Source organism: Shewanella polaris (assembly GCF_006385555.1).
In the GTDB taxonomy this organism is placed as follows: domain Bacteria; phylum Pseudomonadota; class Gammaproteobacteria; order Enterobacterales; family Shewanellaceae; genus Shewanella; species Shewanella polaris.
Map to the genome: position 1 here is coordinate 975,676 of NZ_CP041036.1, position 21,366 is coordinate 997,041.

At 42.0% G+C, this 21,366-nt stretch carries 20 protein-coding genes; 5 read left to right on the top strand and 15 right to left on the bottom strand.

Annotation, left to right across the window (positions count from 1 at the left end; translation table 11 throughout):
• Positions 1-105 precede the first annotated feature (105 nt).
• The 13 genes from FH971_RS04255 to FH971_RS04315 form a co-directional block, all read right to left on the bottom strand.
• Positions 106-1,407 (bottom strand): DEAD/DEAH box helicase, encoded by a 1,302-nt coding sequence (locus FH971_RS04255; protein ID WP_140233477.1) that lies wholly within the window; start codon positions 1,405-1,407, stop codon positions 106-108.
• Between the two features lie 449 nt (positions 1,408-1,856).
• The gene (locus FH971_RS04260) at positions 1,857-2,735 is read right to left on the bottom strand and encodes a F0F1 ATP synthase subunit gamma (RefSeq protein ID WP_101088763.1); all 879 of its coding nucleotides are present in this window, start codon (positions 2,733-2,735) and stop codon (positions 1,857-1,859) included.
• Positions 2,732-4,285 carry an alternate F1F0 ATPase, F1 subunit alpha gene (locus FH971_RS04265; protein WP_140233478.1) on the bottom strand — a complete coding sequence of 518 codons (1,554 nt, stop codon included), beginning with the start codon at positions 4,283-4,285 and terminating at the stop codon, positions 2,732-2,734. The genes FH971_RS04260 and FH971_RS04265 overlap by 4 nt, the downstream gene beginning before the upstream one ends.
• On the bottom strand, positions 4,269-5,093 hold the full coding sequence (locus tag FH971_RS04270; RefSeq protein ID WP_137222551.1) for a F0F1 ATP synthase subunit delta: 825 nt from the start codon (positions 5,091-5,093) through the stop codon (positions 4,269-4,271). The genes FH971_RS04265 and FH971_RS04270 overlap by 17 nt, the downstream gene beginning before the upstream one ends.
• Positions 5,094-5,096: 3 nt before the next feature.
• The gene (locus FH971_RS04275) at positions 5,097-5,378 is read right to left on the bottom strand and encodes a F0F1 ATP synthase subunit C (protein ID WP_101088766.1); all 282 of its coding nucleotides are present in this window, start codon (positions 5,376-5,378) and stop codon (positions 5,097-5,099) included.
• A 31-nt stretch (positions 5,379-5,409) separates the two neighbouring features.
• The gene (locus FH971_RS04280) at positions 5,410-6,150 is read right to left on the bottom strand and encodes a F0F1 ATP synthase subunit A (protein WP_140233479.1); all 741 of its coding nucleotides are present in this window, start codon (positions 6,148-6,150) and stop codon (positions 5,410-5,412) included.
• Entirely contained in the window at positions 6,147-6,491 is a 345-nt protein-coding gene (locus FH971_RS04285) for an ATP synthase subunit I (RefSeq protein WP_137222547.1), read from the bottom strand. The genes FH971_RS04280 and FH971_RS04285 overlap by 4 nt, the downstream gene beginning before the upstream one ends.
• A gap of 43 nt (positions 6,492-6,534) precedes the next feature.
• Positions 6,535-6,900, bottom strand: a complete 366-nt coding sequence (locus FH971_RS04290) for an AtpZ/AtpI family protein (RefSeq protein WP_101088769.1) — start codon at positions 6,898-6,900, stop codon at positions 6,535-6,537.
• Between the two features lie 2 nt (positions 6,901-6,902).
• The gene (locus FH971_RS04295; RefSeq protein ID WP_137222545.1) at positions 6,903-7,313 is read right to left on the bottom strand and encodes a F0F1 ATP synthase subunit epsilon; all 411 of its coding nucleotides are present in this window, start codon (positions 7,311-7,313) and stop codon (positions 6,903-6,905) included.
• Position 7,314: 1 nt separating this feature from the next.
• Positions 7,315-8,766 carry a F0F1 ATP synthase subunit beta gene (atpD, locus tag FH971_RS04300; RefSeq protein WP_140233480.1) on the bottom strand — a complete coding sequence of 484 codons (1,452 nt, stop codon included), beginning with the start codon at positions 8,764-8,766 and terminating at the stop codon, positions 7,315-7,317.
• 664 nt (positions 8,767-9,430) lie between these two features.
• Complete coding sequence (locus FH971_RS04305; RefSeq protein ID WP_140233481.1) at positions 9,431-10,786, bottom strand: NCS2 family permease; 1,356 nt, start codon at positions 10,784-10,786, stop codon at positions 9,431-9,433.
• Between the two features lie 498 nt (positions 10,787-11,284).
• Positions 11,285-13,165: an ATP-dependent zinc metalloprotease FtsH gene (gene ftsH / locus FH971_RS04310; protein ID WP_140233482.1), complete on the bottom strand. Its 1,881-nt coding sequence runs from the start codon at positions 13,163-13,165 to the stop codon at positions 11,285-11,287.
• A 483-nt stretch (positions 13,166-13,648) separates the two neighbouring features.
• Positions 13,649-15,436 carry an aminopeptidase P family protein gene (locus tag FH971_RS04315; RefSeq protein WP_140233483.1) on the bottom strand — a complete coding sequence of 596 codons (1,788 nt, stop codon included), beginning with the start codon at positions 15,434-15,436 and terminating at the stop codon, positions 13,649-13,651.
• A 555-nt stretch (positions 15,437-15,991) separates the two neighbouring features.
• Here FH971_RS04315 and FH971_RS04325 point away from each other — a divergent pair.
• The 5 genes from FH971_RS04325 (at position 15,992) to atcC (ending at position 19,985) form a co-directional block, all read left to right on the top strand.
• Entirely contained in the window at positions 15,992-17,206 is a 1,215-nt protein-coding gene (locus FH971_RS04325; RefSeq protein ID WP_140233484.1) for a M24 family metallopeptidase, read from the top strand.
• Between the two features lie 300 nt (positions 17,207-17,506).
• Positions 17,507-17,791, top strand: a complete 285-nt coding sequence (gene atcJ, locus FH971_RS04330) for a cold adaptation protein ActJcold adaptation protein ActJ (RefSeq protein WP_140233485.1) — start codon at positions 17,507-17,509, stop codon at positions 17,789-17,791.
• A 7-nt stretch (positions 17,792-17,798) separates the two neighbouring features.
• Complete coding sequence (gene atcA, locus FH971_RS04335) at positions 17,799-18,326, top strand: cold adaptation protein AtcA (protein ID WP_140233486.1); 528 nt, start codon at positions 17,799-17,801, stop codon at positions 18,324-18,326.
• Positions 18,326-19,084, top strand: coding sequence for a cold adaptation protein AtcB (gene atcB / locus FH971_RS04340; protein ID WP_140233487.1), 759 nt, complete (start codon positions 18,326-18,328; stop codon positions 19,082-19,084). The genes atcA and atcB overlap by 1 nt, the downstream gene beginning before the upstream one ends.
• A gap of 10 nt (positions 19,085-19,094) precedes the next feature.
• Positions 19,095-19,985 (top strand): cold adaptation protein AtcC, encoded by an 891-nt coding sequence (gene atcC, locus FH971_RS04345; RefSeq protein WP_140233488.1) that lies wholly within the window; start codon positions 19,095-19,097, stop codon positions 19,983-19,985.
• 339 nt (positions 19,986-20,324) lie between these two features.
• Here the strand turns inward: atcC and FH971_RS04350 are convergent, their stop codons facing one another.
• Both FH971_RS04350 and FH971_RS04355 read right to left on the bottom strand, forming a co-directional pair.
• A complete protein-coding gene (locus FH971_RS04350; RefSeq protein ID WP_137222521.1) occupies positions 20,325-20,795 on the bottom strand; it encodes a BamJ family beta-barrel-assembly machinery protein in 471 nt (156 codons plus the stop codon).
• A gap of 106 nt (positions 20,796-20,901) precedes the next feature.
• A complete protein-coding gene (locus FH971_RS04355; protein WP_140233489.1) occupies positions 20,902-21,252 on the bottom strand; it encodes a DUF1294 domain-containing protein in 351 nt (116 codons plus the stop codon).
• Between the last annotated feature and the right edge of the window lie 114 nt (positions 21,253-21,366).

A 21,366-nucleotide genomic window follows, 5' to 3' on the forward strand; every position in this document is an offset into this window, starting at 1 on the left:
GTCCCGACTAAAGTAGACCACATAATCACACAATTTATTTCATTCAAATACAAAAAAAGCGCCTAAGCGCTTTTTTCAATTACCGTTTATTGTTTCGAACGGGGGTTATTTAATTTTTTTGTATTTAACTGTGCTGCTAACTTTACCCACTTTAACACGACGTCCGTCCATGTTTTTCTCAGCAATCATCTGGTCACCAGCGTTATCGCCACGTTGTTGTTTTTTGGCAAAGCTACGACGCTTTTCAATTTGTTTCAACAACATCTCACGGCTACCTACTTCATAGCCCGGTACAGTAACACGACGAATTGGCTGACCGATTAGTTTTTCAATATCGGCTAAGGTGCGTTCTTCTTCACGGCTCACAAACGAAATGGCGACACCGGTTTTACCTGCACGACCTGTACGGCCAATACGGTGCACGTAATCTTCGGCTAAAAACGGTAAATCGTAGTTAACAACGTATTCAAGATTTTTAATATCAAGACCACGGGCTGCCACTTCGGTAGCCACTAACACGCGGATTTTTCCTTCAACAAATTCACGTAACGCACGACGACGGCTACCTTGCGCTTTCTCGCCATGAACCACGCCCGATGGAATACCATCTAAGTTTAATTCTTTAACTAATTTGTCTGCTGCGTCACGAGTTGCCGTGAACACCAATACTTGTTGCCAGTTTTTGGTGCCGATTAACTCAGATAATAATTCACGCTTACGACGTTGTTCAACAGGGTATACCACCTGACTAACTGTGTCTGCAGTGGTGTTTTGCTTATCAACCGTAATCACTTTAGGTTTATTAAGCATGTCATTCGCTAGTTTTTTTACCTCAGAAGAAAAGGTCGCAGAGAACAACATATTCTGGCGTTCTTTGTTTACTGCTTGAAGGATCTTTTTAATATCGGCACTAAAACCCATATCAAGCATACGGTCAGCTTCATCAAGTACTAAGAACTCAACATTAGACAAGCTTAAGTTACACGCCACAATGTGTTCAAGTAAACGACCTGGTGTAGCTACAATAACGTCGGCACCGCGTTTAAGTTTTTGTGACTGGGTATCTATTTTAACGCCACCATAAATGGTTAATACCGTTAAATTAAGATGCTTACTGTAAGCGCTAATGTTGTCTGCAACCTGTGCGGCAAGCTCACGGGTTGGAGTAAGAATTAAGGTGCGAGTGTTAGACGGCATCGTCTCTTTTGGGTTATCACACATTCTTTGTAATATAGGCAGTGCAAATGCTGCGGTTTTACCGGTACCTGTTTGAGCGCTTGCTAGGACATCTTCACCACGACGGATTGCTGGGATAGCTTGTTGTTGAATTGGCGTCATAGATTGATAACCGCACTCAGCGATCGCGCGTAATATTTCTGGGGCGAAGCTAAAAGATTCGAATTTCATGGTGCGGTTCCTGTATGTACATCAAAACAAAGCGATTAACTTGTAGCAAGCTAAGTTAGCTGCACAGCGTCAATCTAGAATATTTGGGCCGATAGCCATCATTAAATGGCTGGATTTATGCTTAACTGGGTTGATTAACGTCTTAGGATAGTTGAAAAACGTTAAGCTTGAATGATACACCCAATTGAGCGCCATCGATAAGCGGCCGCGGAGTATAACAAACTTTTGTTTAAATCCTGAACTTTATCTGTGTCTAACGATAAGATTTTTTAGCCGAGAATTGTTTAGTTGATATGGCTCGATAGCAATGGCATTTAGAGCCTGTAAAGTTTAGGACTGTTAACTCATTTTTGGGCAAAAGTGTATTTAAGATATGGCCTGCGGCCACTAACGTCTGGCGCAGGGCAGAAAAAAGAATCGTTCACGGCTCCTTGATATTCATCCTATCTCTATTCCATTGCTCCAAATCCAGATATGACATCGAACAATTCCGCATCGATACCACTTTGACGTAAGCTGTGAAATTTTTGCTTAAGACTTGCATGCAGTTCATCGATATTTTTTTCTGCCCGCTGCATTGCAGACAAGCGACTGGCATTTTCACTGTTAAGTGATTCAGCACAAGCCCTAAACAGACTGACAAATAGATATTCACGCATCATAGCGCTTAGTGTTTCAGACCGCTCGGGCATAACTTCGGGTAAGTTATTAGTTGGCCATTGAATACTTGCAAAGTTTTGACTCCAGTGAGCATCTAGGGGTAAAAGTTGTTGGCTCACAGGAGTATAAATTGAATCGACATTTGGGCGATGATGAAAAATATACACCCGATCGATTGTCCCTTTCTCTCTTTGCGCTTCCATTTCAATCAAAATTGTACCGACTAGCGTTGAAATGACATCAACTGAATTTGGCAATATAAAACCTTGCTTTAGCACAAGTTTGGTTTCTAAAAGCCTTGACTGAAGACGATCTCCCACAGTCCAGACCAATTTATTCCCCGGCATTTTCTGCAATGACTCACAGACAAATTCGACCATTACTTCGTTAAATTGACCGACTAAACCCTGATCGGTTCCAAATACTATGACGCCAATGGCTGCTTTATTTGACGGTGGCCTTTTTGTTTTAATACTAGGGGATTGATATTGCTGGAAACAGGCGGCTAAGCCAAGTTGCACAGTACGATAATAATCATCTAATGAGTGAACTGCATTTTCGTATTGGCAGATATTAGATGACGCCATTGCCTTCATGCTGCGCACGACAGACTCAAGATCATCAGCACTGTTAATCTGATGACGCAGACTTGCGAGGCCTTCACTCATACTATTTCCTCTGCTTTCTGGCTGGACATAAATTGTGCTAATGCATTATGGACAGACTGGATAATGGCGTCTCTATCTTCTGCTGTTAATTCTTCAGATGTCTCTAAACGAGTGATTATTTCAGCTGGAAAATCGGCAGCAGCATTGCGAACTGCCAACTCGGCTTCACTCATTAGTGTCAACGGTATGTCATCAAATAGATTGGCCGTTAATGCCAGCAAGACCGCAATTTGTTCAACCATAGAAATTGGCGTGGATTCAGCTTGCTTTAGGCAAGCGCGAATACGTCGACCGTGGCCGATTGTTTTTAATGTGTTGTCATCTAATCGAGCGCCAAAACTCGAAAATGTTTCCAGCTCTTCAAACTGCGCATAAGCCAATTTTAGGTTTGATGCAACGGACCGATAAGCAGCTCGTTGTGCCTTACCCCCAACACGAGAAACAGATTTCCCTACGTTGATAGCAGGCAGCACGCCCAGTTCAAATAACGAGGGTGAAAGATAGATCTGCCCATCGGTGATAGAAATGAGATTCGTAGGAATATAGGCTGATATATCCTGTGCTTCAGTTTCAATAATGGGCAGCGCCGTTAATGAACCACCACCTTGTTCTTGACTTAAGTGAGTAGCCCGCTCCAATAAACGCGAGTGAATATAAAATATATCACCTGGAAAAGCTTCACGTCCTGGAGGGCGACGCAACAGCAGTGACAGCTCGCGGTAAGTGCGTGCGTGGTGTGTTAAGTCATCATAAACAATTAATACGTCGCGTCCTTGCTGCATAAAATATTCGGCAATACTGGTCGCTGCATAAGGGGCAATATAAGCAAGGCCTGGAGGATCATTACCTTCGGTAACCACTACCACGGTATATTCCATAGCGCCTTGTTTTTCTAATGTGGCAATGACTTTGGCAACACCAGATGTACGTTGGCCAATAGCACAATATACGCAAAGTACATTTTTGCCACGTTGGTTCAGTATGGTGTCAAGGGCAATAGCCGTTTTACCAGTTTGTCTATCGCCGATAATCAACTCTCGTTGGCCACGCCCCACCGGAATAAGGGCGTCAATTACTTTGATACCTGTTTGCAAGGGAACACTCACCGCCGCACGATTCATAATTGCAGGCGATGGACGTTCAACGGGGAGGCGGGTACTTGATAGCAATCGGCCTTTGCCATCTAAGGGTTCTCCGATAGGATTGATAATACGGCCTATTAGGCCGTCTCCTACGGGAACATCCACTATATGCCCACAACGTTCTACTTCATCACCGGCTTGTAAATGCCAATACTCTCCCAATAGTACAACCCCAATTTCATTTTCATTCACATTGAATGCAATGCCAAAAATATCACCAGGGAACTTAAGCACTTCTTCAAAACCGACTTTTGGCAAGCCAGATACGATTGCAATACCAGTGGCAATACTGGTAATTATGCCGACTTCTCGCGGTTGCAATAGGGGTGAAAAAGATTGCCGCGCTTGTTGCAGAGTCGAAAATGTTTGCTCAAATATTGATTGTAAGAAATCAGGCGCTGGTTTCATGATTATTATCCTGTGCGCTTGAGGGACTTAAGTCTGAATTCTCGATACTGCTGGTGGTTAATAGTAATTCATCAACACGTTTTGCCAGTGATCTGAGATATTCGTTAATGCTCCAAGATATTTTTTGACCATTGATACTGATCTCTATCCCGCTGATGACCTTGGGCTCAATGGCGAATTGAAGTGTTATCTCGTGGCCCAATATTTTTTCTATTTCTGTTTTAATAACAGAGCATTGCGGCTTTGGAAGTGTAAAGGCTGTTTGAACAAGAATAGGTTTAGCTGATAAGTTAAATGCTGCGGTAAAATCAGTCGTCTCTTTATCCGTTAATTCATGTAAACGGCGAATAAAAATCTCTGTCATGGACGCTTCCAAAGAGGTTTCAGCAAGATCGTCGAGAACCTTACGTGTGATGGAAAATATTTCTTCGCGCGCACTTTGGCTAAGCGCCACTTGTAAATTGAGTTGCTCATTTTTAAGGGCTAATTGTAATTTTTTACGGAGATCTTCTGCTTCTTGTCTAACCGTTTCGAGTAACTGAGCCCGCTCGGCTTTTGTATCTTCTATTAATTTATTCATGCGGGTTGTTTTTTGCTGTTCAAACTCAGCATTTTTCTGCTCAAATTCATTGCGCTGCTGCTCTGCTTTGGCACTTTTGGCATCCGCGTCGGCAATTTCTGTGGCGATCCTTTTCTCTCGGGCATCGATATTATTAATAATAGGTCGGTATAAAAATCGTTTCAGTAACCATATGAGTACCAAAAAGTTAACCACTTGAGCAAATACGGTAAACCAGTCAATTAGCATAACTTATATACCTGCAGCTAGGTCGATAAAGTAATTCCAAAATGGATTGGCAAACAACAAAATCATCGATACAACAAAGCAATAAATTGCAGTGGATTCTATCATCGCCAAGCCGACAAGCAGGGTACGAGTGATAGTGGCAGATGCATCAGGTTGTTGGGCTAATGCAGATAATGCCGTTGCAACTGCCTTGCCTTCGGCTAATGACGGTCCAATAACGCCGATAGTGATGGTTAATCCTGCGGTGATAATCGATACCATTGCAATAATTGTTATGCTGTCCATACTTGCTCCTAAATCAATTTAAGGTGTTGGATCATTGCTGAGAGCCTGGTTTAGTGTCTTGCTCTTCAATGGTGTCAGAGCTGTCTTGTGCAAGCTCATCCTCCGTTTTTTGAATGCGTGTTGCTGCAGTGATGTATACGGTTGCCAAAATAAAAAAAATATAGGCTTGTATAATGCCCGTGAGTAAACCGAGTAGTGTCATTACTATCGGAAATATAAATGGGGTAATACTCAGTAAAATACCGATGATCATTGCACCACTCATCATATTGCCAAACAATCGCACCGCTAAGGCCAGCGTACGCGACAGTTCACTAATAATGTTAAATGGCAACATAATAACGGTTGGTTTGGTATAGGAGACTAGGTAGCCGCGCAAGCCTTGCTCCTCAATGCCAAATAATGGCACTGCTACAAATACAGATAATGCCAAAGCGACGGTACAGGAAAGTGAGCCAGTCGGCGGTTCGAAGCCGGGAAAGACCGTACAAATGGCGGAGGCGGCGATAAATAAAAATAGCGATCCAAGAAAGCCTAGATACTTATGGGGATTACTCAGACCAACTTCTTCAATTTGTCTGCTAATCATGATGACAAGCATTTCTAGCAAGTTTTGCCAGCGGGTGCGGCGCATATTTTTGGATAATTTTCTGGTAATAACAATGGAACTTATCACCAATAACAGCATGACTAACCAAGTAAATACTATCGTCGCGTTGAGCTTAACAAAGCCCATTTGCCAGAAAATAATTTGGTCAGGACTAAGGTTCATAAAACGTCTTCCTCAGTATCGAGTATGAGATCGTTGTTTAACGAGTGTGTATGTTGTTTGAGTTGAATGTATCTCGTTGTAATTAAACGTACTAACATAAACCCAAATAAACCCGCCACTAAATTATGCCAATCTTTGCCGATAATAAAATAGAATCCAGCAATTACTATAGTTGAGCGTACTAACAAACTGATGATAAATAGCAGCGCAACATGTTGGCTTGATTGCAGCTGATTAACCGTCCACCAAAGCCCTGCGAAAAAAAGTATTCCCAGCAATGCGCCTGCTAGCAAAGCCAATGCTAGCTCTACAAATATGTTGCCTACCAATAAGTTTTCCATAAGTCGGTTTCCATCAAATAAGTTGCCTACAGGGTTTATTAAGTTAATCGCCTCGGTGGATTTCTTTATCTTCTTTGTCAATCCAATACCAGGCATTGGCACAACCTAGGCATAAACCGAGAACCAATAACATCAAGGTTCTTGAATGTTCACCGGGATAGTGTTTATCAAGCCAAATACCCAATACTGTACCGAGTATGGTCGGTACCACCACTGACCAACCAATGAGTCCCATCATGCCAAACCCCATCCAAACTATTTTGTTTACATGGCGTTGAGCCTTTAATTTTCGCGTTGCCATATTGTCAACTTGTCGGCTAAACTTTTCGTTGTTGGACTTATATTTTTCGGGCTTTGTTGTGTCGGCATTTGGTTTTAGCGACGTTTTTTTTTGCGATTTATTATTCATAATTACACTCGCTCATGATGAAAATCAGTCAAGCGGTGGATAAAATCACTTTCCATTTTTATCAGTACTGAACGCAATTGTTGTTCCTGCTCATCTAGGTGCATAAACTCTTGCTCAACGGCTTGATGTAATTCACCCAGCCCCAAACCGCCTATGGCGTTACGCACTGATATCAATACATCAAAGCCCGTTTTAACCAATACACCTTCATCAATGGCAACGTAGACTTCATCAGCCCCCTCGCATTCATAAACCAGTAACCCTGCGGTTAATGACGCTACACAGTCTAGTCTATGGGGCAAAATACCAAACGAACCTTGATGGGTTACTGCGACAATACGTACAATATTTTGCTGCTCGGTAAACACTTTATATGGCAATAGAATTTTAAGGTTCATGTGTGCTGATAACATGTTACGTACCTTGTTTGTCCGTTTGCTTATCTACAGTTGGCTGTGCGTTTATTTTCTCAAGCTTAGGGTTTATGGCTTCATCAATTGAGCCAATCATATACAGAGCACTTTCTGGATAGTCTTTAAATTCATCGAGTAGAATTCGTTCGCAGCCATCTAATGCTTCACTAAGACTTACCAATTTCCCTGGCATACTTGTGAACTGTTCTGTGGTAAAAAAAGGTTGAGTAAAAAAACGTTCAAGGCGACGAGCGCGTGCCACAATTTTATGATCTGCTGCCGATAGCTGTTCCATACCTAACATGGCGATAATGTCTTTAAGTTCTTCATATTGTGCCAACGTGCTGCGTATTTTCTGCGCCAAGTCGTAGTGGCGTTGACCGATAATACTCGGAGTGGCCATTTTAGAATTAGATTGCAACGGATCAATGGCTGGGTAAAGTCCTTCACTGGCCCGTTTCCGCGATAGCACAATTGATGCCGATAGATGTGAAAAAGTATGCACCGCAGCGGGATCGGTAAAGTCGTCTGCCGGCACGTATACCGCTTGAATGGAAGTAATCGCACCCGTATCAGTATTGGCAATACGATCTTCGAGTTGTGACAATTCAGTACCTAAGGTTGGCTGGTACCCCAAGCGTGCTGGCATTTGGCCCATTAAACCAGACACTTCCATACCCGCCTGAATAAAACGAAAAATATTATCAATCAGTAACAACACATCACGATGTTCATCGTCACGAAAATATTCGGCCATGGTTAATGCGGCATGACCCACACGAAAGCGTGCTCCAGGTGGCTCATTCATTTGTCCGAATACCATTACCATATTATCCAATACGCCTGCTGCTTTCATCTCTCGGTAGAGTTCTTCACCTTCTCGACAACGCTCACCAATACCGCAAAAAATACTCACCCCAGCATGCTGGCCTACCATATTGTGGATCATTTCGGTCAGTAACACCGTTTTGCCCACTCCGGCACCGCCAAAAAGTCCAGCCTTACCACCACGTTCAAGAGGCATTAATACATCAATTACTTTGATACCGGATTCGAATACTTCGGATTTAGTTGCAAGCTGGTCGATTGCTGGCGGTTCGTTATGTACAGAACGCCACTGGGTATCTATTGGTGGTGGTTTATGATCAATGGTGTTGCCAAAAACATCAAACATCCGCGATATAATTGTCTTACCCACAGGTGCCAATAGTGGTCCGCCGCTGTCATCTACCACCATGCCTCTAGCCAGCCCTTGGGTTGGTGTCAGCGCAATGCAGCGCACTCGATGTTCATCTAGTTGCGAAAAAACTTCGAGAAAAACTTGTCCCTTTTCTCCGGTAGTTAATAAAGTTCGAATAGGCGGGAGTTGCTGAGCAAATAGAATATCGACAACACTACCGCGTATCGCTATAACTGTACCTGAATTGGGTGAGGCATTTTTTCTATCCATCATATTCTGTCGATTATCTCCGATAACCAGATTGAAGTGCATAGAGGTTAATAACGAGTAAGAGGCTTACTAACTTACTATTATCGCAAGGCTTTGATTAAGTTGAAGTCTCCATTTGTTACCGCTAGTCAATGACTTGTTCTATTCGAACGTTATAGGTTTATTTAGTTATAGTACTCGCTGCGTCGTTTTACCATTTGTTTGCTTTGTTCTATAGCAATAAGTCATCACATTGGACATTATTTTAAAGGAATAAAAAAACCGTAATAGGTTCGTGCATTAACCTCAAACATATATTTATCCAACTTAACGCCTAGCAATCAATCTTTTCCAAACACTTACCAATATTTAGCTCATTACCTCATTAAAAACCTTTTGGCGTGCTTTGCGTTGACGCAGATCAATTCAGAGTAATAGAGCTGCAGCAACCTCTGTTTTACCCTTATCTAATGCAAGATTAATCAATTCGAATGCTGGTGGTTATTGGCGTGGTGGCATTGGTTTATTGAATATTCGGCAAGTTCGCGATGCTGGCAGTCGCGATCTTGATTGTCATCGTCAAGCAGTGGGTCTGCTAAACTAGCGTTCTGTCGTTAACCGATATTTATGTCGAAAACAAAAAAGGCCAGCCTCGATGGCTGGCCTTAATATTGAGTCTATAATCGGGTTAAATCGCCCAACCACCCATATAGAAAGCGACTAAACCGAGTGTAATTAACATAACCCCAAGTCGCAGTTTACGCCACTCGCCACTGCATATGCGGCCAATAACCAAGGTAACAAAACCAAGCATAATTCCGGTAACGATATTGCAGCTTAAAATGATAAATACTGCGCAGGTTAGGCCTGCCATTGCATCTACTTTATCGTCAAAATCAAGCTTGGTGACATTGCTTAGCATTAGTAAACCAACATACATCAGCGCTGGAGCAGTAGCATAAGCAGGTACTAAAAAGCTTAGCGGCGCTAAGAACATCATCATCAAAAATAGCACGCCAACGATGGTCGCGGTCAGACCCGTTTTACCACCTGCAGCGGTTCCTGCTGCGGATTCAATATAAACCGCTGCTGGAGCCCCCCCGACCACGCCTGCAAAAATACTGCTAACAGAATCTGATGTCAGTGCCTTACCACCACCAACAATATTGTCTTTATCATCGAGAAGTTCCGCTTGCCCTGCAACCGCTCTAATTGTGCCAGTTGCATCGAAGATAGCGGTCATCACTAATGCCAACACAATAGGCAGCACCACTGGATTCAATGCACCCATAATATCGAGCTGACCAATTAGCGATGTTTCAGACATTAAGTCCGGCAAAGCAAATAAACCTTGATATGTCACGCTAGGATCAAATATTAACCCAAAGATTGATAACCCTACGATGACCAGCAATATGCCACCAGGCATACCTCGGCGCTCAAGCCCTATCGTCATAGCAAGACCAACAATGGTAGCGATAACCGGTAAGCTATTAATATCACCAAGCTTTACAGGTAAACCCGCATCATTTGATACAATCAATTTCACGCTATTGGTTGCAATAAGGAGTAAAAACAAACCAATACCAATCCCCGTACCGTGAGCAATACCGGTTGGCAGGTTAGTGAGTACCCATTGACGAATACCGGTGACACTCACAAGTGTAAATACGATACCCATAAGGAAAATAGCGCCAAGGGTGACAGGAATCGATATTCCCTGGCCTAGCACCATACTAAATGCAGTAAACGCGGTGAGTGAAATTGCACAACCAATGGCCATTGGTAAATTAGCCCATAGTCCCATGAGCAGCGAACCAAACGCGGCAATTAAACAGGTAGCGATAAACACCGCAGCAGGGTCAAACCCTGCAGTGCCCAGCATATTTGGCACTACAATTACCGAATAAACCATAGCCAAAAACGTTGTTAAGCCAGCAATGACTTCACGTTTTAAGGTGCTTCCCCGGGCAGAAATATTGAAATAGCGATCCAAAAATGAATCAGAAACAGCAGTGTCAGAGAGAGTCTGTTCAGACTTCATAGTGATGATACCTTATGATCTCTTAAATTATGAGTTAACCAATGGTTATTCATTGGCGACACGGCTATGGCAGGTAAAGCCCTAAACGAGAAATACTTAGGTGAGAGATCCACTTGGCGCATATAGCGTTAGTGACCTGCGAATATTGTGGTAAACAAATTTGTTATACACATGTCTGGTAAAATTTACGCTTACCAACATAGCCTTTGTTGGCGCGGATTTTACAGTAATCGACGATGAGGAAATAGGAAGCAGTTAACAATTTTTTGCTATATCAATAAAAAACACACCCGAAATAAATAGATTGTTCTTTAAACCGCACAATGAAAGTGGTTCACTGTAGTGACAATACCCCTTGAACAATTATCCTCATAAAAACAGCAGACCAATTCGTGGCACATCATTCGCTGAAGTGCCACTTTATACTGACCATTATTGCTATTGGATCAATGGCTTAAATAGAACAAAAAAACCTGATTAGCAAAAATATTATTTTTGTTAATCTTTAGGCTTTAGCATTGCTTCAATCATGTGAATATCTAGGGTTTCTTTGTTGAGTAGTTCTTCAACTAGTCGATTTAGATCGTCACGGTGTTGTAATAAAATGGCAAAGGTTGTTTGTTCTGCTTCTTTTATTATTCGGTAAATCTCTTGGTCAATTGTTGTCGCTGTTTTTTCACTAAAATCTTTTTCTTGTTGTATTTCATAGCCAAGAAAAGGATGTTCGGAGCCGACTTTAAAATGAATGGGGCCAATGGCGTCGCTCATCCCCCATTGGGTGACCATCATTTTTGCAAGGTGGGTTGCTTGTTCTAAATCATTAGATGCACCTGAACTGGTATCATCCAAGACAATTTTTTCGGCTACGCGTCCGCCGAGCATAACGGATAACCGTGTTTCTAAATAAGATTGAGTGTAATTGTGTCGGTCTTCAACGGGGAGCTGTTCTGTTGCACCTAACGCTCGGCCGCGTGGAATGATCGATACTTGGCGAAGCGGATCGCTATTGGGTAAGAATAATGCTGCGATGGCGTGGCCGCTTTCGTGAACAGCCGTTCTTTTTCTTTCCGATGGATTTAATAAATCTTTTCGCTCGCTTCCCATAATTATTTTGTCATGGGCCTGATTAAAGTCATCTCTTGTTACTGTGTCGGCTTTTTTTCTTGCTGCGGATAATGCAGCTTCATTGACTAAATTGGCAAGATCAGCGCCTGAAAACCCAACGGTCATGCTGGCTAATTCTTTGTAATCAAAATTTAACTCAATCGGCACTTTACGAGTATGTACTTTTAATATTTTTATTCTCGCTTCTTGTTGAGGTAATTCAAACGTTACTTTTCTATCAAATCTCCCCGGTCTTAATAGCGCTGGGTCTAGCACATCGGGGCGATTTGTTGCAGCTAATACCACAACCGCTTCACCTACTGAGAATCCGTCCATCTCTGCGAGAATTTGATTAAGTGTTTGCTCTCTTTCGTCATTGCCACCACCGAGACCTGTGCCTCGAACGCGGCCAACGGAGTCAATTTCGTCGATAAAAATCAGGGCCGGAGCTTTATCTCTTGCTTCTTTAAACAGGTCGCGAACACGGGAAGCACCAACACCAATAAACATCTCGATAAATTCTGATCCGCTTATACTAAAAAAAGGCACTCCAGCTTCATGAGCTGTGGCTTTTGCTAGCATGGTTTTACCGGTTCCTGGTGGCCCCATTAATAAAATACCCCGAGGCATTTTTGCGCCAAGCTTATTAAATTCTTCAGGTTTTTTTAAGTAATCGATGATTTCTTGAAGGTCTTGTTTGGCGCCTTCTACGCCGGCGACATCGTCGTAATTAATTTCATTGTCTTTGGTTTCAAACAATCTCGCCTTAGACTTTGAAAAGCCCATAAAACCATCTTTCCCGCCCATTTTTTGTTGCAGCATTCGGCTTGAGTAGATAAAAAAAGCAATAATTAACAACCAGGGAACAATGCCGATCAAAATGGAAAGCCATTGGGGATCAGCAGAAGACTTAGCTGAAATATTGACTTTATTTGTTTCGAGAACAGGCATTAAATTGGTGTCTGTAGTGGGGGGGATAACGGTATGGAAGGTTTTGGTTTTGTCTGCATCTTTTTCGATATAGATACCGTAAATTTGGTCGCCTTTGAAAGAGATGGATGATACCTGATTAGAAATGACTGCCTTTTTAAAATCCGAATATGAAATCTCTGGGGTTTTTTGGGCAAATAAACCTGAAAAAATGGTATAAGCGGCAAAGAACATCAATATCCACATTAACGTGTGAGCATCAAAAGGATGCGGCGTTTGCTGCGGCGTTGATTCCGATTTTTTAGTCGTGTCGTTATTGTTAGTTGGGATTTTGTTGTCTGTCATATCGCCTCTGTTTTGAGTTGATTAGATCACGGTAGTCAAAATTAAAATACTAATTATGCGGCTTCTTAATACTGCTATTTAATTTAAATCCTTCCTACTTAAATGACTATAGTCTTTTATAACTATTCTTACGGGAAAAGGGATAGGACTTATTAGTCAATTGCTTTCAAGAAGCTTTGGTATTGCTAATATCATAAACCCAACACAGCAGAAAAACTTGATATCAATCATGTCGAAATGAAGTAGCCGGGTTTATACATTAACGTTTATTTATAGATCCGCAGTTGGCAGTTCGATACACCTTGTCGCTAATTTGCTCTAAATATGGAGGTTAAGCACCTCCCTACACCGTACGGCCTACAACAGTCATCATTGTTTAATGCATTGTTATTAAGCGATATTTTTAGCGTTTAACTAAAAAGGCTTAGGATGATTCAATCACCCTAAGCCTTTCATATTAACAATTACTTGAAGCGTTAATGCTTAAATCGCAACAGTTACTTTGTTTAACCAGGCTAACTCGTCACCTTGCATTAATGGTGCTAAGGTTTGACGTACTTTTTGCTGATATTGATTAAACCAATTCACTTCAAAATCAGTTAACAATGAGGTATCGATTAAGCGTGCATCCATTGGTATATGGGTTAATACATCAAACTCGTACATTTCACGCTCTGCACCTTGTAGCGCTTGGCAAGGTTGAACGGTTACTAGGTTTTCGATGCGAATTCCAAAGGCATCGGCACGGTAGTAGCCAGGTTCATTCGATAAAACCATGCCTGACAGCAGTGCCACGCCATTAAGGTTTTTACCTATGCGTTGTGGGCCTTCATGAACACTTAAAAAGTGACCGACACCGTGACCTGTTCCGTGATCGTAATCAAAACCGTGTTGCCATAAATACTGACGGGCAAAGCCATCAAGTTGTTGGCCCGTAGTCCCTTTTGGAAAGCGTGCGGTATCTAACGCGATATGGCCTTTTAACACCAAGGTAACCATTTTCTTCTGCTCGTCGGTTACCTTACCAATGGCGACGGTGCGGGTGACATCTGTTGTGCCGTCTAGGTATTGGGCGCCTGAATCGACCAAGTAAATGCTGTCCATGGTCATGGTGCTTGGAGTGCCATTATTGTGGTTGTAATGGCACATGGCAGCATTGGCACCAGTGGCTGAAATAGTGTCAAAGCTTGGTTCGCGATACAGCGGGTCTTGTAATCTAAAGCTTTCTAATTTGTCAGCCAGTTGTGCTTCATCGTGCATAATGTTCTGTTCGACTTGGCTGTCTAACCAGGCTAAAAAACGGCTAACGGCAGCGCCATCACGAATATGACACGCTCGCATACCAGCTAATTCGGCATCATTCTTTTGTGCTTTAGGTAATGCAACAGGGTCAGTGCCAACAATCAGTTTAGCGCCGCCTTTTTGTGCCAGTAATTGCGAATAGGCGTTGGCAGAATGAGGGTCGGCTAATAACTTCACACCATCCATTTGTGCAAGTACGGTAGCCAGTTCAGCTTCATCTTTAAAACTTACCCCTGCACCTACGTGTTGTTCAATATTTTGCGGCACTTTAGCTAAATCGGTAAAAAAGGTCATGTCGCCATTGGTAGATAATAATCCGCAGCCAAGTATGACGGGGAAGCGTGGAACGTCGTTACCACGGATATTCAGTAACCAACAACATGAATCTAATGCGGCAATAAGGGCAACATCGGCACCTTGCTTATTAATCAATTGACCAATTTGTTGACGTTTCTCGACACTATTACGTCCAGCGCCTTGGTGGCTAAATAAAGTCATGGTGGATGCTGACGGTGCAGGGCGGTCTAACCAACTGACATCAATCGGGTTGTTATCCACTTCAACTAAATTGATTTGGGCTTTATCAAATTGCGCTTTAGTTTGTTGATACCAAGCTAGGGTATGTAGGCGACTGTCTATGCCGACGCTCGATCCTGCAGGTAATGTATTGATTAACCAGTCAATTTGTGGGTCGTCATGCAAGCTTAAATACTCAAATAAGTTACCGTCTACTTGTTGGCGCACTTGCACCGTGTAACGGCCGTCGGTAAATATTGCCGCGCGGTCTTTTAGCACGATTGCCATGCCTGCAGAACCCGTAAAACCAGTAGCCCAATGTAAACGCTCATTACGAGCAGGCACATATTCACCTAAATATTCGTCAGCGCGGGGAATAATGAATGCATCTATTTGGTTGACTTCAAGCTGCTGGCGAATGGCGTTAAGGCGGGTAGCAATAATATTGGACATGGTTTCTCCGTTGGAGGCGACTGATGAACTCAGCTCTGTAGAATGAGCCTCGATTATCGCAAGTGTGACGGTAAACTGGCAAGCGAAGTCGCTTAGATAATGTTTATCAGGCAGATAAAAATTGTAAACTTATATTGTATACAATGGTAACAAAGCGATGTAGACGGTATCCTTGTCGGCATTGATTATCTTGTGTATTTGAACAAGGTAAAACGATTTGATTTAATCAATCTGTTGCTAGATTTGGGCCTGTTGATCTTTGCCGGTTAAATTTTGTTCGAGATAAAAACGTTTTAATCGAGGCGAGTGGATTGCTGCCTAGCAATCTAAGCACCACTTGCTTAACAAAGAATCACTCAACAAAGAGTAAAACGTTTTTAACCGAACCCTTCGGGCAGCGTTTGTTGTTCATTTCTACTGCGTTATCGGCTTCTAATGTAGAATAACTACACTACAAAGCCTCTGCCTTGTATAAAGGAACAACAATTCACTGCAAAAACAACCTTGAAAGATCCACAGGCCCTAATAACAATAAAAATAACCAAAGGAAAACCTATGACAATCGGTGTCGGCGGCGTTAGTCCGCAACAAGCATTAGCCACACTTATTAATATGACTCACGGCGTAGCTGCGATAAGTGATGATGAATTTAATCAGCGAATTCAACATGCACAACGATTGATGGCGCAACACGGTTTAGAAGCAATCTATGTTAATGCCGGTACTAATTTGTACTATTTTACGGGTACCCGTTGGTTTGCCAGCGAACGTATGGTGGGTGCGATCATTCCTGCTGTAGGTGAGGTTCAGTATATTGCTCCTGCATTTGAACTCGATACATTACAGGGTTATATGACCATTAAAGGTCAAGTGAATACATGGCATGAGGATGAAAGCCCGTACCAGATTTTTGCCAATGTGCTAGATAACATTGGCTTGAGCCAAGCAAAAATCGGTATTGATGAGTCAACTGCCTTTTTCATTAGCGATGGCATTGCTCAAGCGGCTCCACAACATCGATTTGTAAGTGCGACCACAGTAACTGCTGGATGTCGGATGATTAAGTCGGTTACCGAAATTGCCTTAATGCAACGCGCTAAAGACATGACACTTGAAGTGCATAAAGCAACTGCCAGTATCTTACGTGAAGGCATTACCACTGCAGAAGTCGAAGACTTTATTAACCAAGCTCACTATGCCGTGGGTGCAGCCAAAGGTTCGTATTTTTGCATCGTTCTATTTGGTGAAGATACCGCTTATCCGCATGGGGTTAAATCACCTAAAGTCCTTGAAAAAAATGACACCGTATTGATTGATACTGGTTGCCAGTTACAAGGCTATAACTCTGATATTACTCGTACTTACGTATTTGGTGAGCCAAATGCTCGTCAGCGTCAATTATGGCAACTTGAACAGGATGCACAAATTGCTGCTTTTGATGCTGCTACGTTAGGGACTCTGTGTAGTGACGTGGATGCGGCTGCTCGAACAGTATTAGAAGCCGCAGGGTTTGGACCAGATTATAAGGTGCCAGGTTTACCTCATCGAACGGGTCATGGCATTGGCTTAGATATTCATGAATGGCCATATTTAGTGCGAAATGATATGACGCCACTGGAAGTGGGTATGTGTTTTAGTAATGAGCCAATGTTATGTGTGCCAGGTGAGTTTGGCATACGCCATGAAGATCATTTTTACATGACTGACCAAGGGCCAAAATGGTTTACCGCGCCAGCTAAATCGATTGATGATCCATTTTATTTGGCTTAACAAATTGAGAATAACAGCATGGGTTAGCAGATTTATCGCTAACCCATGCTGTTAAATTGTATTTCATCTTTACTCTTTCAGCTATAACCGCTAATCCAACCACAATTTATTTTATGTTGAATGACGACTTATCGTTTAGCGGTTAAGGTCCCATCGATAGCAGTTATCTGTGCTGATATGTTAGTGTTAATTGCTGACATCAGGCTATCTCTGTTATCATTGACGATCAATTATTCATATTTTTATGAATGACAATATTTGTCTACCTTTTGATAGCATCATCGCCTACAGGTAACCTTTATGATTAACCACTTCACCGTGCTTGGCGTCAAAGCTAGTGCAAAAGAAGATGAAATAAAAAAAGCCTATAAACGCTTATCCAATAAGTATCACCCAGATAAATTACTCTCAGCTTCTGATGAAGAAAGACAGCAGGCCGCAGTTCAGCTTCAACGAGTGAAACAAGCCTATGACGTGTTGAGTGATAAAAAGCTAAGAAACGCGTTTATTAAAGATTTTAACAATGTAATAGTGACCGATCCTAACGCCGCAATGTGCGAGTTGTGGGACCAACTTTACCCTTGAGCACCCAATGCCTAAATCATTAAATCTTATTCGTATTCAAGAGCTTAAAAGTAACGCCTACGACACTATTGAATCATACAATGATTCTGATAGTCCCAATGCTTTGGATAATTTCACCCGCCAGATAAAGCAGGTGTTACTGGCCGATATCAGCATTCTTTCCTCTGTTCCAGAGTATTTACCAATCGCTTTATTTGGTCATGTGAAGTTTTCACCTGAATCTATGATTAAGTGGTCTTACTGGATTGATAATGCCATTCAACCCGAGTGGGATGATTTTAAGGTGAGCATTGCTTTCAATAATGACGACATTCCGTTAGTACAAGCTATTCGCGGTAAAAGTGAGTCTTTGCTGATCGAAAGCTGCGCAGTGCTATATCTATTGAATCAAGACATCAATGGCAGTGGCAAAAAAGCTAAACCGCCTCACAGTGAAGACGATGAATACGGCCAGTCAAACGATGACTATGATCAAGACGATGAAGATAGTGAGGAAGAAGGCTATTACGATCAATATGATGACGAGGACAGATAATGACAACTAATTTGATTGCGATTGCCGCAGCGGAAATCAAGCAGCTTGCTGATGTAGAGCCAAAACAGGCCAGCAAGCGTTTTGAGATCATTGCCAACACCATGAGTGACGCTCAGCTAGTTGACGTGATAGAGCAAATGGATATCGTTACTCTGACTCAAATTAACAGTCATCATGATATTTCTTGCCCGTCAATTATGTCAGAGCTCATGAGCCCTGAGCAAATTCGCGACATCGTCTGCCAGCAGCCGCTGTACTGGGAAGAGCAAGTTAAAACCAACGTTGATGAGCTTATTAACCACACGTTTGAGTTTCTGACATACCTTATTCGTATTCAAGACAGCGAAGCCAAGCAAGCTGCTATTTTAGAATGTATTGCAGAAGATCCTGCCGGTTTGTTCTATTTATCCATTCCATTTATTGAGCTTATGTTAGCGCCAAGTGAGTCTGATGAAGCGGACGAGCAGGATATATTTGACGATGAAGATGATGGCACTACAGTGGGTTACGACAACTGGAATACCAGTGAAGAGTCTCACAGTCTAAGCCTTGATGATCCTCGCAGTTTGATGGCATTGATCCAAGATTTAGCGCCAGATGTTGCTCAGTCGATTAAAAACTTACTCCGCAATGAGAGTTCAGGTTGGGAACAGATTATTGCTAAGTTTGTTAGCGAGCTGGTACTGCAAGCGAAAGAGAAAAATCAAGTGGCGGATGAATACGCTGAAGTTGATGATATGTTTAGCTTTTTAGATTAAGGATCCTGATATGCAACTGGCATTACGGGACTCAAACCAAGGCCCCTATTTAACCAAGGTACTGGCTTATGGTCAGCTTGAAGACAAGTTAAGCCAGCAAGAGCTGACTCAAATTAAGGCTAAGGCTATTTTGATGAGCCTTAAACTTGCTGACAAGTTCTACAACAAGCATAAGATGCATTTGCTTGAACAAGCAGCTCACGATGTGATTGGTGTGGTTAGTATTGGGCTTATTTCCCTTACTGGCAACGAACCCGCTACTTCTTTGCCTTTGCTGCAAACGAGCGACGGCGTACTTAAATGTTTTCAAAAAGGCTGGAGCTTATTAACCCAAGCAAGCAGCCTTAACACCGCAAAATCACTTTATGGTGATGTAAGCCAAAGTTTGCTTGAGAAAGTGTCTAGTCCGCCTGATATGGATGAATGGCAAGGCTGGCAGAGTTATCAAGAAGCTTTAGCCGAGCATGATCGTTTGCAGGCTATTAGTGTTTTATTGAAAACGTTTTATCAAAATTCAAATCTCGATCTCGTAGATTGCTTAAACATTGAAGCGGTATTAGCCGAAGCTGTGCTATACCGTACTTTGTTTGCCGACAGTAAAGTAAGAGAAGATCTTAAAAAGCGTTTAGGCAAAATTGAGTTAGATGATGCGTGGTTTGACAGCGATTATTTAATGGCGCAAACAGACAAAACACTAGCGCTATTACCAGCGGATCTCGTTGTCACTATACGCTCTGATTTAAGTAAGCATTATAACCAAGGCCTGCTGCGCACAATGCATTTTGCCAAAGGTTACCGTGAGTTACTTATGCAAGGTGCAAGCCCTGAAAAGCTTGAACGTTTTGAGCACAAAGAAGGCCTCAACGGATTACTTGGCTGGCCTCACTACATCGATTTATAACTAGTATTGCACCAAGGCTGATGACTGTATGGCTAACATTTCACATAGTGATGATGAAGTAACAAGCTGATATTGCAGTAATAGTATTAACCATTAAATAGCGACTTAACTGTCGCTATTTTTTTATCTGAAATGGTTGGCTGGTGGGTGGTATTAGGCACAAGATATATCAATTCATTAAATCAATGCATTAAATCCACCGATTAACGCCAATAAAAACGCCTCTTCGTCATGAATAGAGGCGTTGTTTTTGGCATTTATGCTAACGACTTATTGTCATCAATAGTTTTAACTATTCATTTTAGCGATGCTTTAATAGATTATTTTGTGTGAGTTTAGTTAGTTAATTTCAAATAATTCAACATCAAAAATCAACACTGAACCACCTTCAATTTTACCGCTTGAACGATTGCCGTAAGCGAGTTGGCTAGGAATATAAAAACGGAATTTATCGCCCACTGTCATCAACTGTACACCTTCAGTCCAACCTTTAATCACTTGGTTTAAGCCAAAGCTGATGGTTTCTCCACGGTCTACAGAGCTGTCAAATACTGTGCCATCAAGAAGTGTCCCGTGATAATGCACAGTGACTTTACTATTGGCTTTTGGGTGTTCGGTGTTGTCACCTTTGGTGAGTATTTCATATTGTAAGCCTGATAAGGTTTGCACTACGCCTTCACGTTTTGCATTGTCAGCTAAAAAAATCTTACCTTGTGCAATATTTTCTTTGGTGGCTTTTGAGTTGTTTGCTTGAGTAAAAAAATAAAAAATAACGCCGGCAATGACCACAATGGCTAAAAGTATACGCATAGTTGCTCTTGAATAGTTGGAAAACAGTGTCGCTAGTTTAGCGCAAAAAGTGACGACCTAACACACACCTACTTGATTGAATTTACCATTAACCTCATATTTTATATCAAAGATATACCATCAACCGTGGTTGTAATTGTTGGTAACACAATAGGCTAAACCCGATTGAGTTGAGTAGGATACAGCCCCATAGTATTCGCTTAAATGATGACTTTTGGGTTTTATGCCGTAAATGGTATTGCCCTAGTAATGCTGCAGGCCAACCGCCCATTAACGCAAAAAGCTGCAAAGTATTTTCGCTAACCCGCCAGCGACCGCACTTAGCCGCAGATTTATCTCGATAGTACAAACCGAATGTAATGACATTAATCAATCCATATACCCCAGCTAGCCAAGGTTGGATAATTGCTATAATGGTGCCGAAAATAATCAACATCAGCCAAGCAAATTTATTCATTTTACGTTACATCCAGTAGTGTTAATTAGTTTAGATGGAGATTTGGCATTTAGTCGTGGCGCATCATTTGTCAGATTTAAATAGGACTTCAATGTTATTGCTAACGGTATCAAT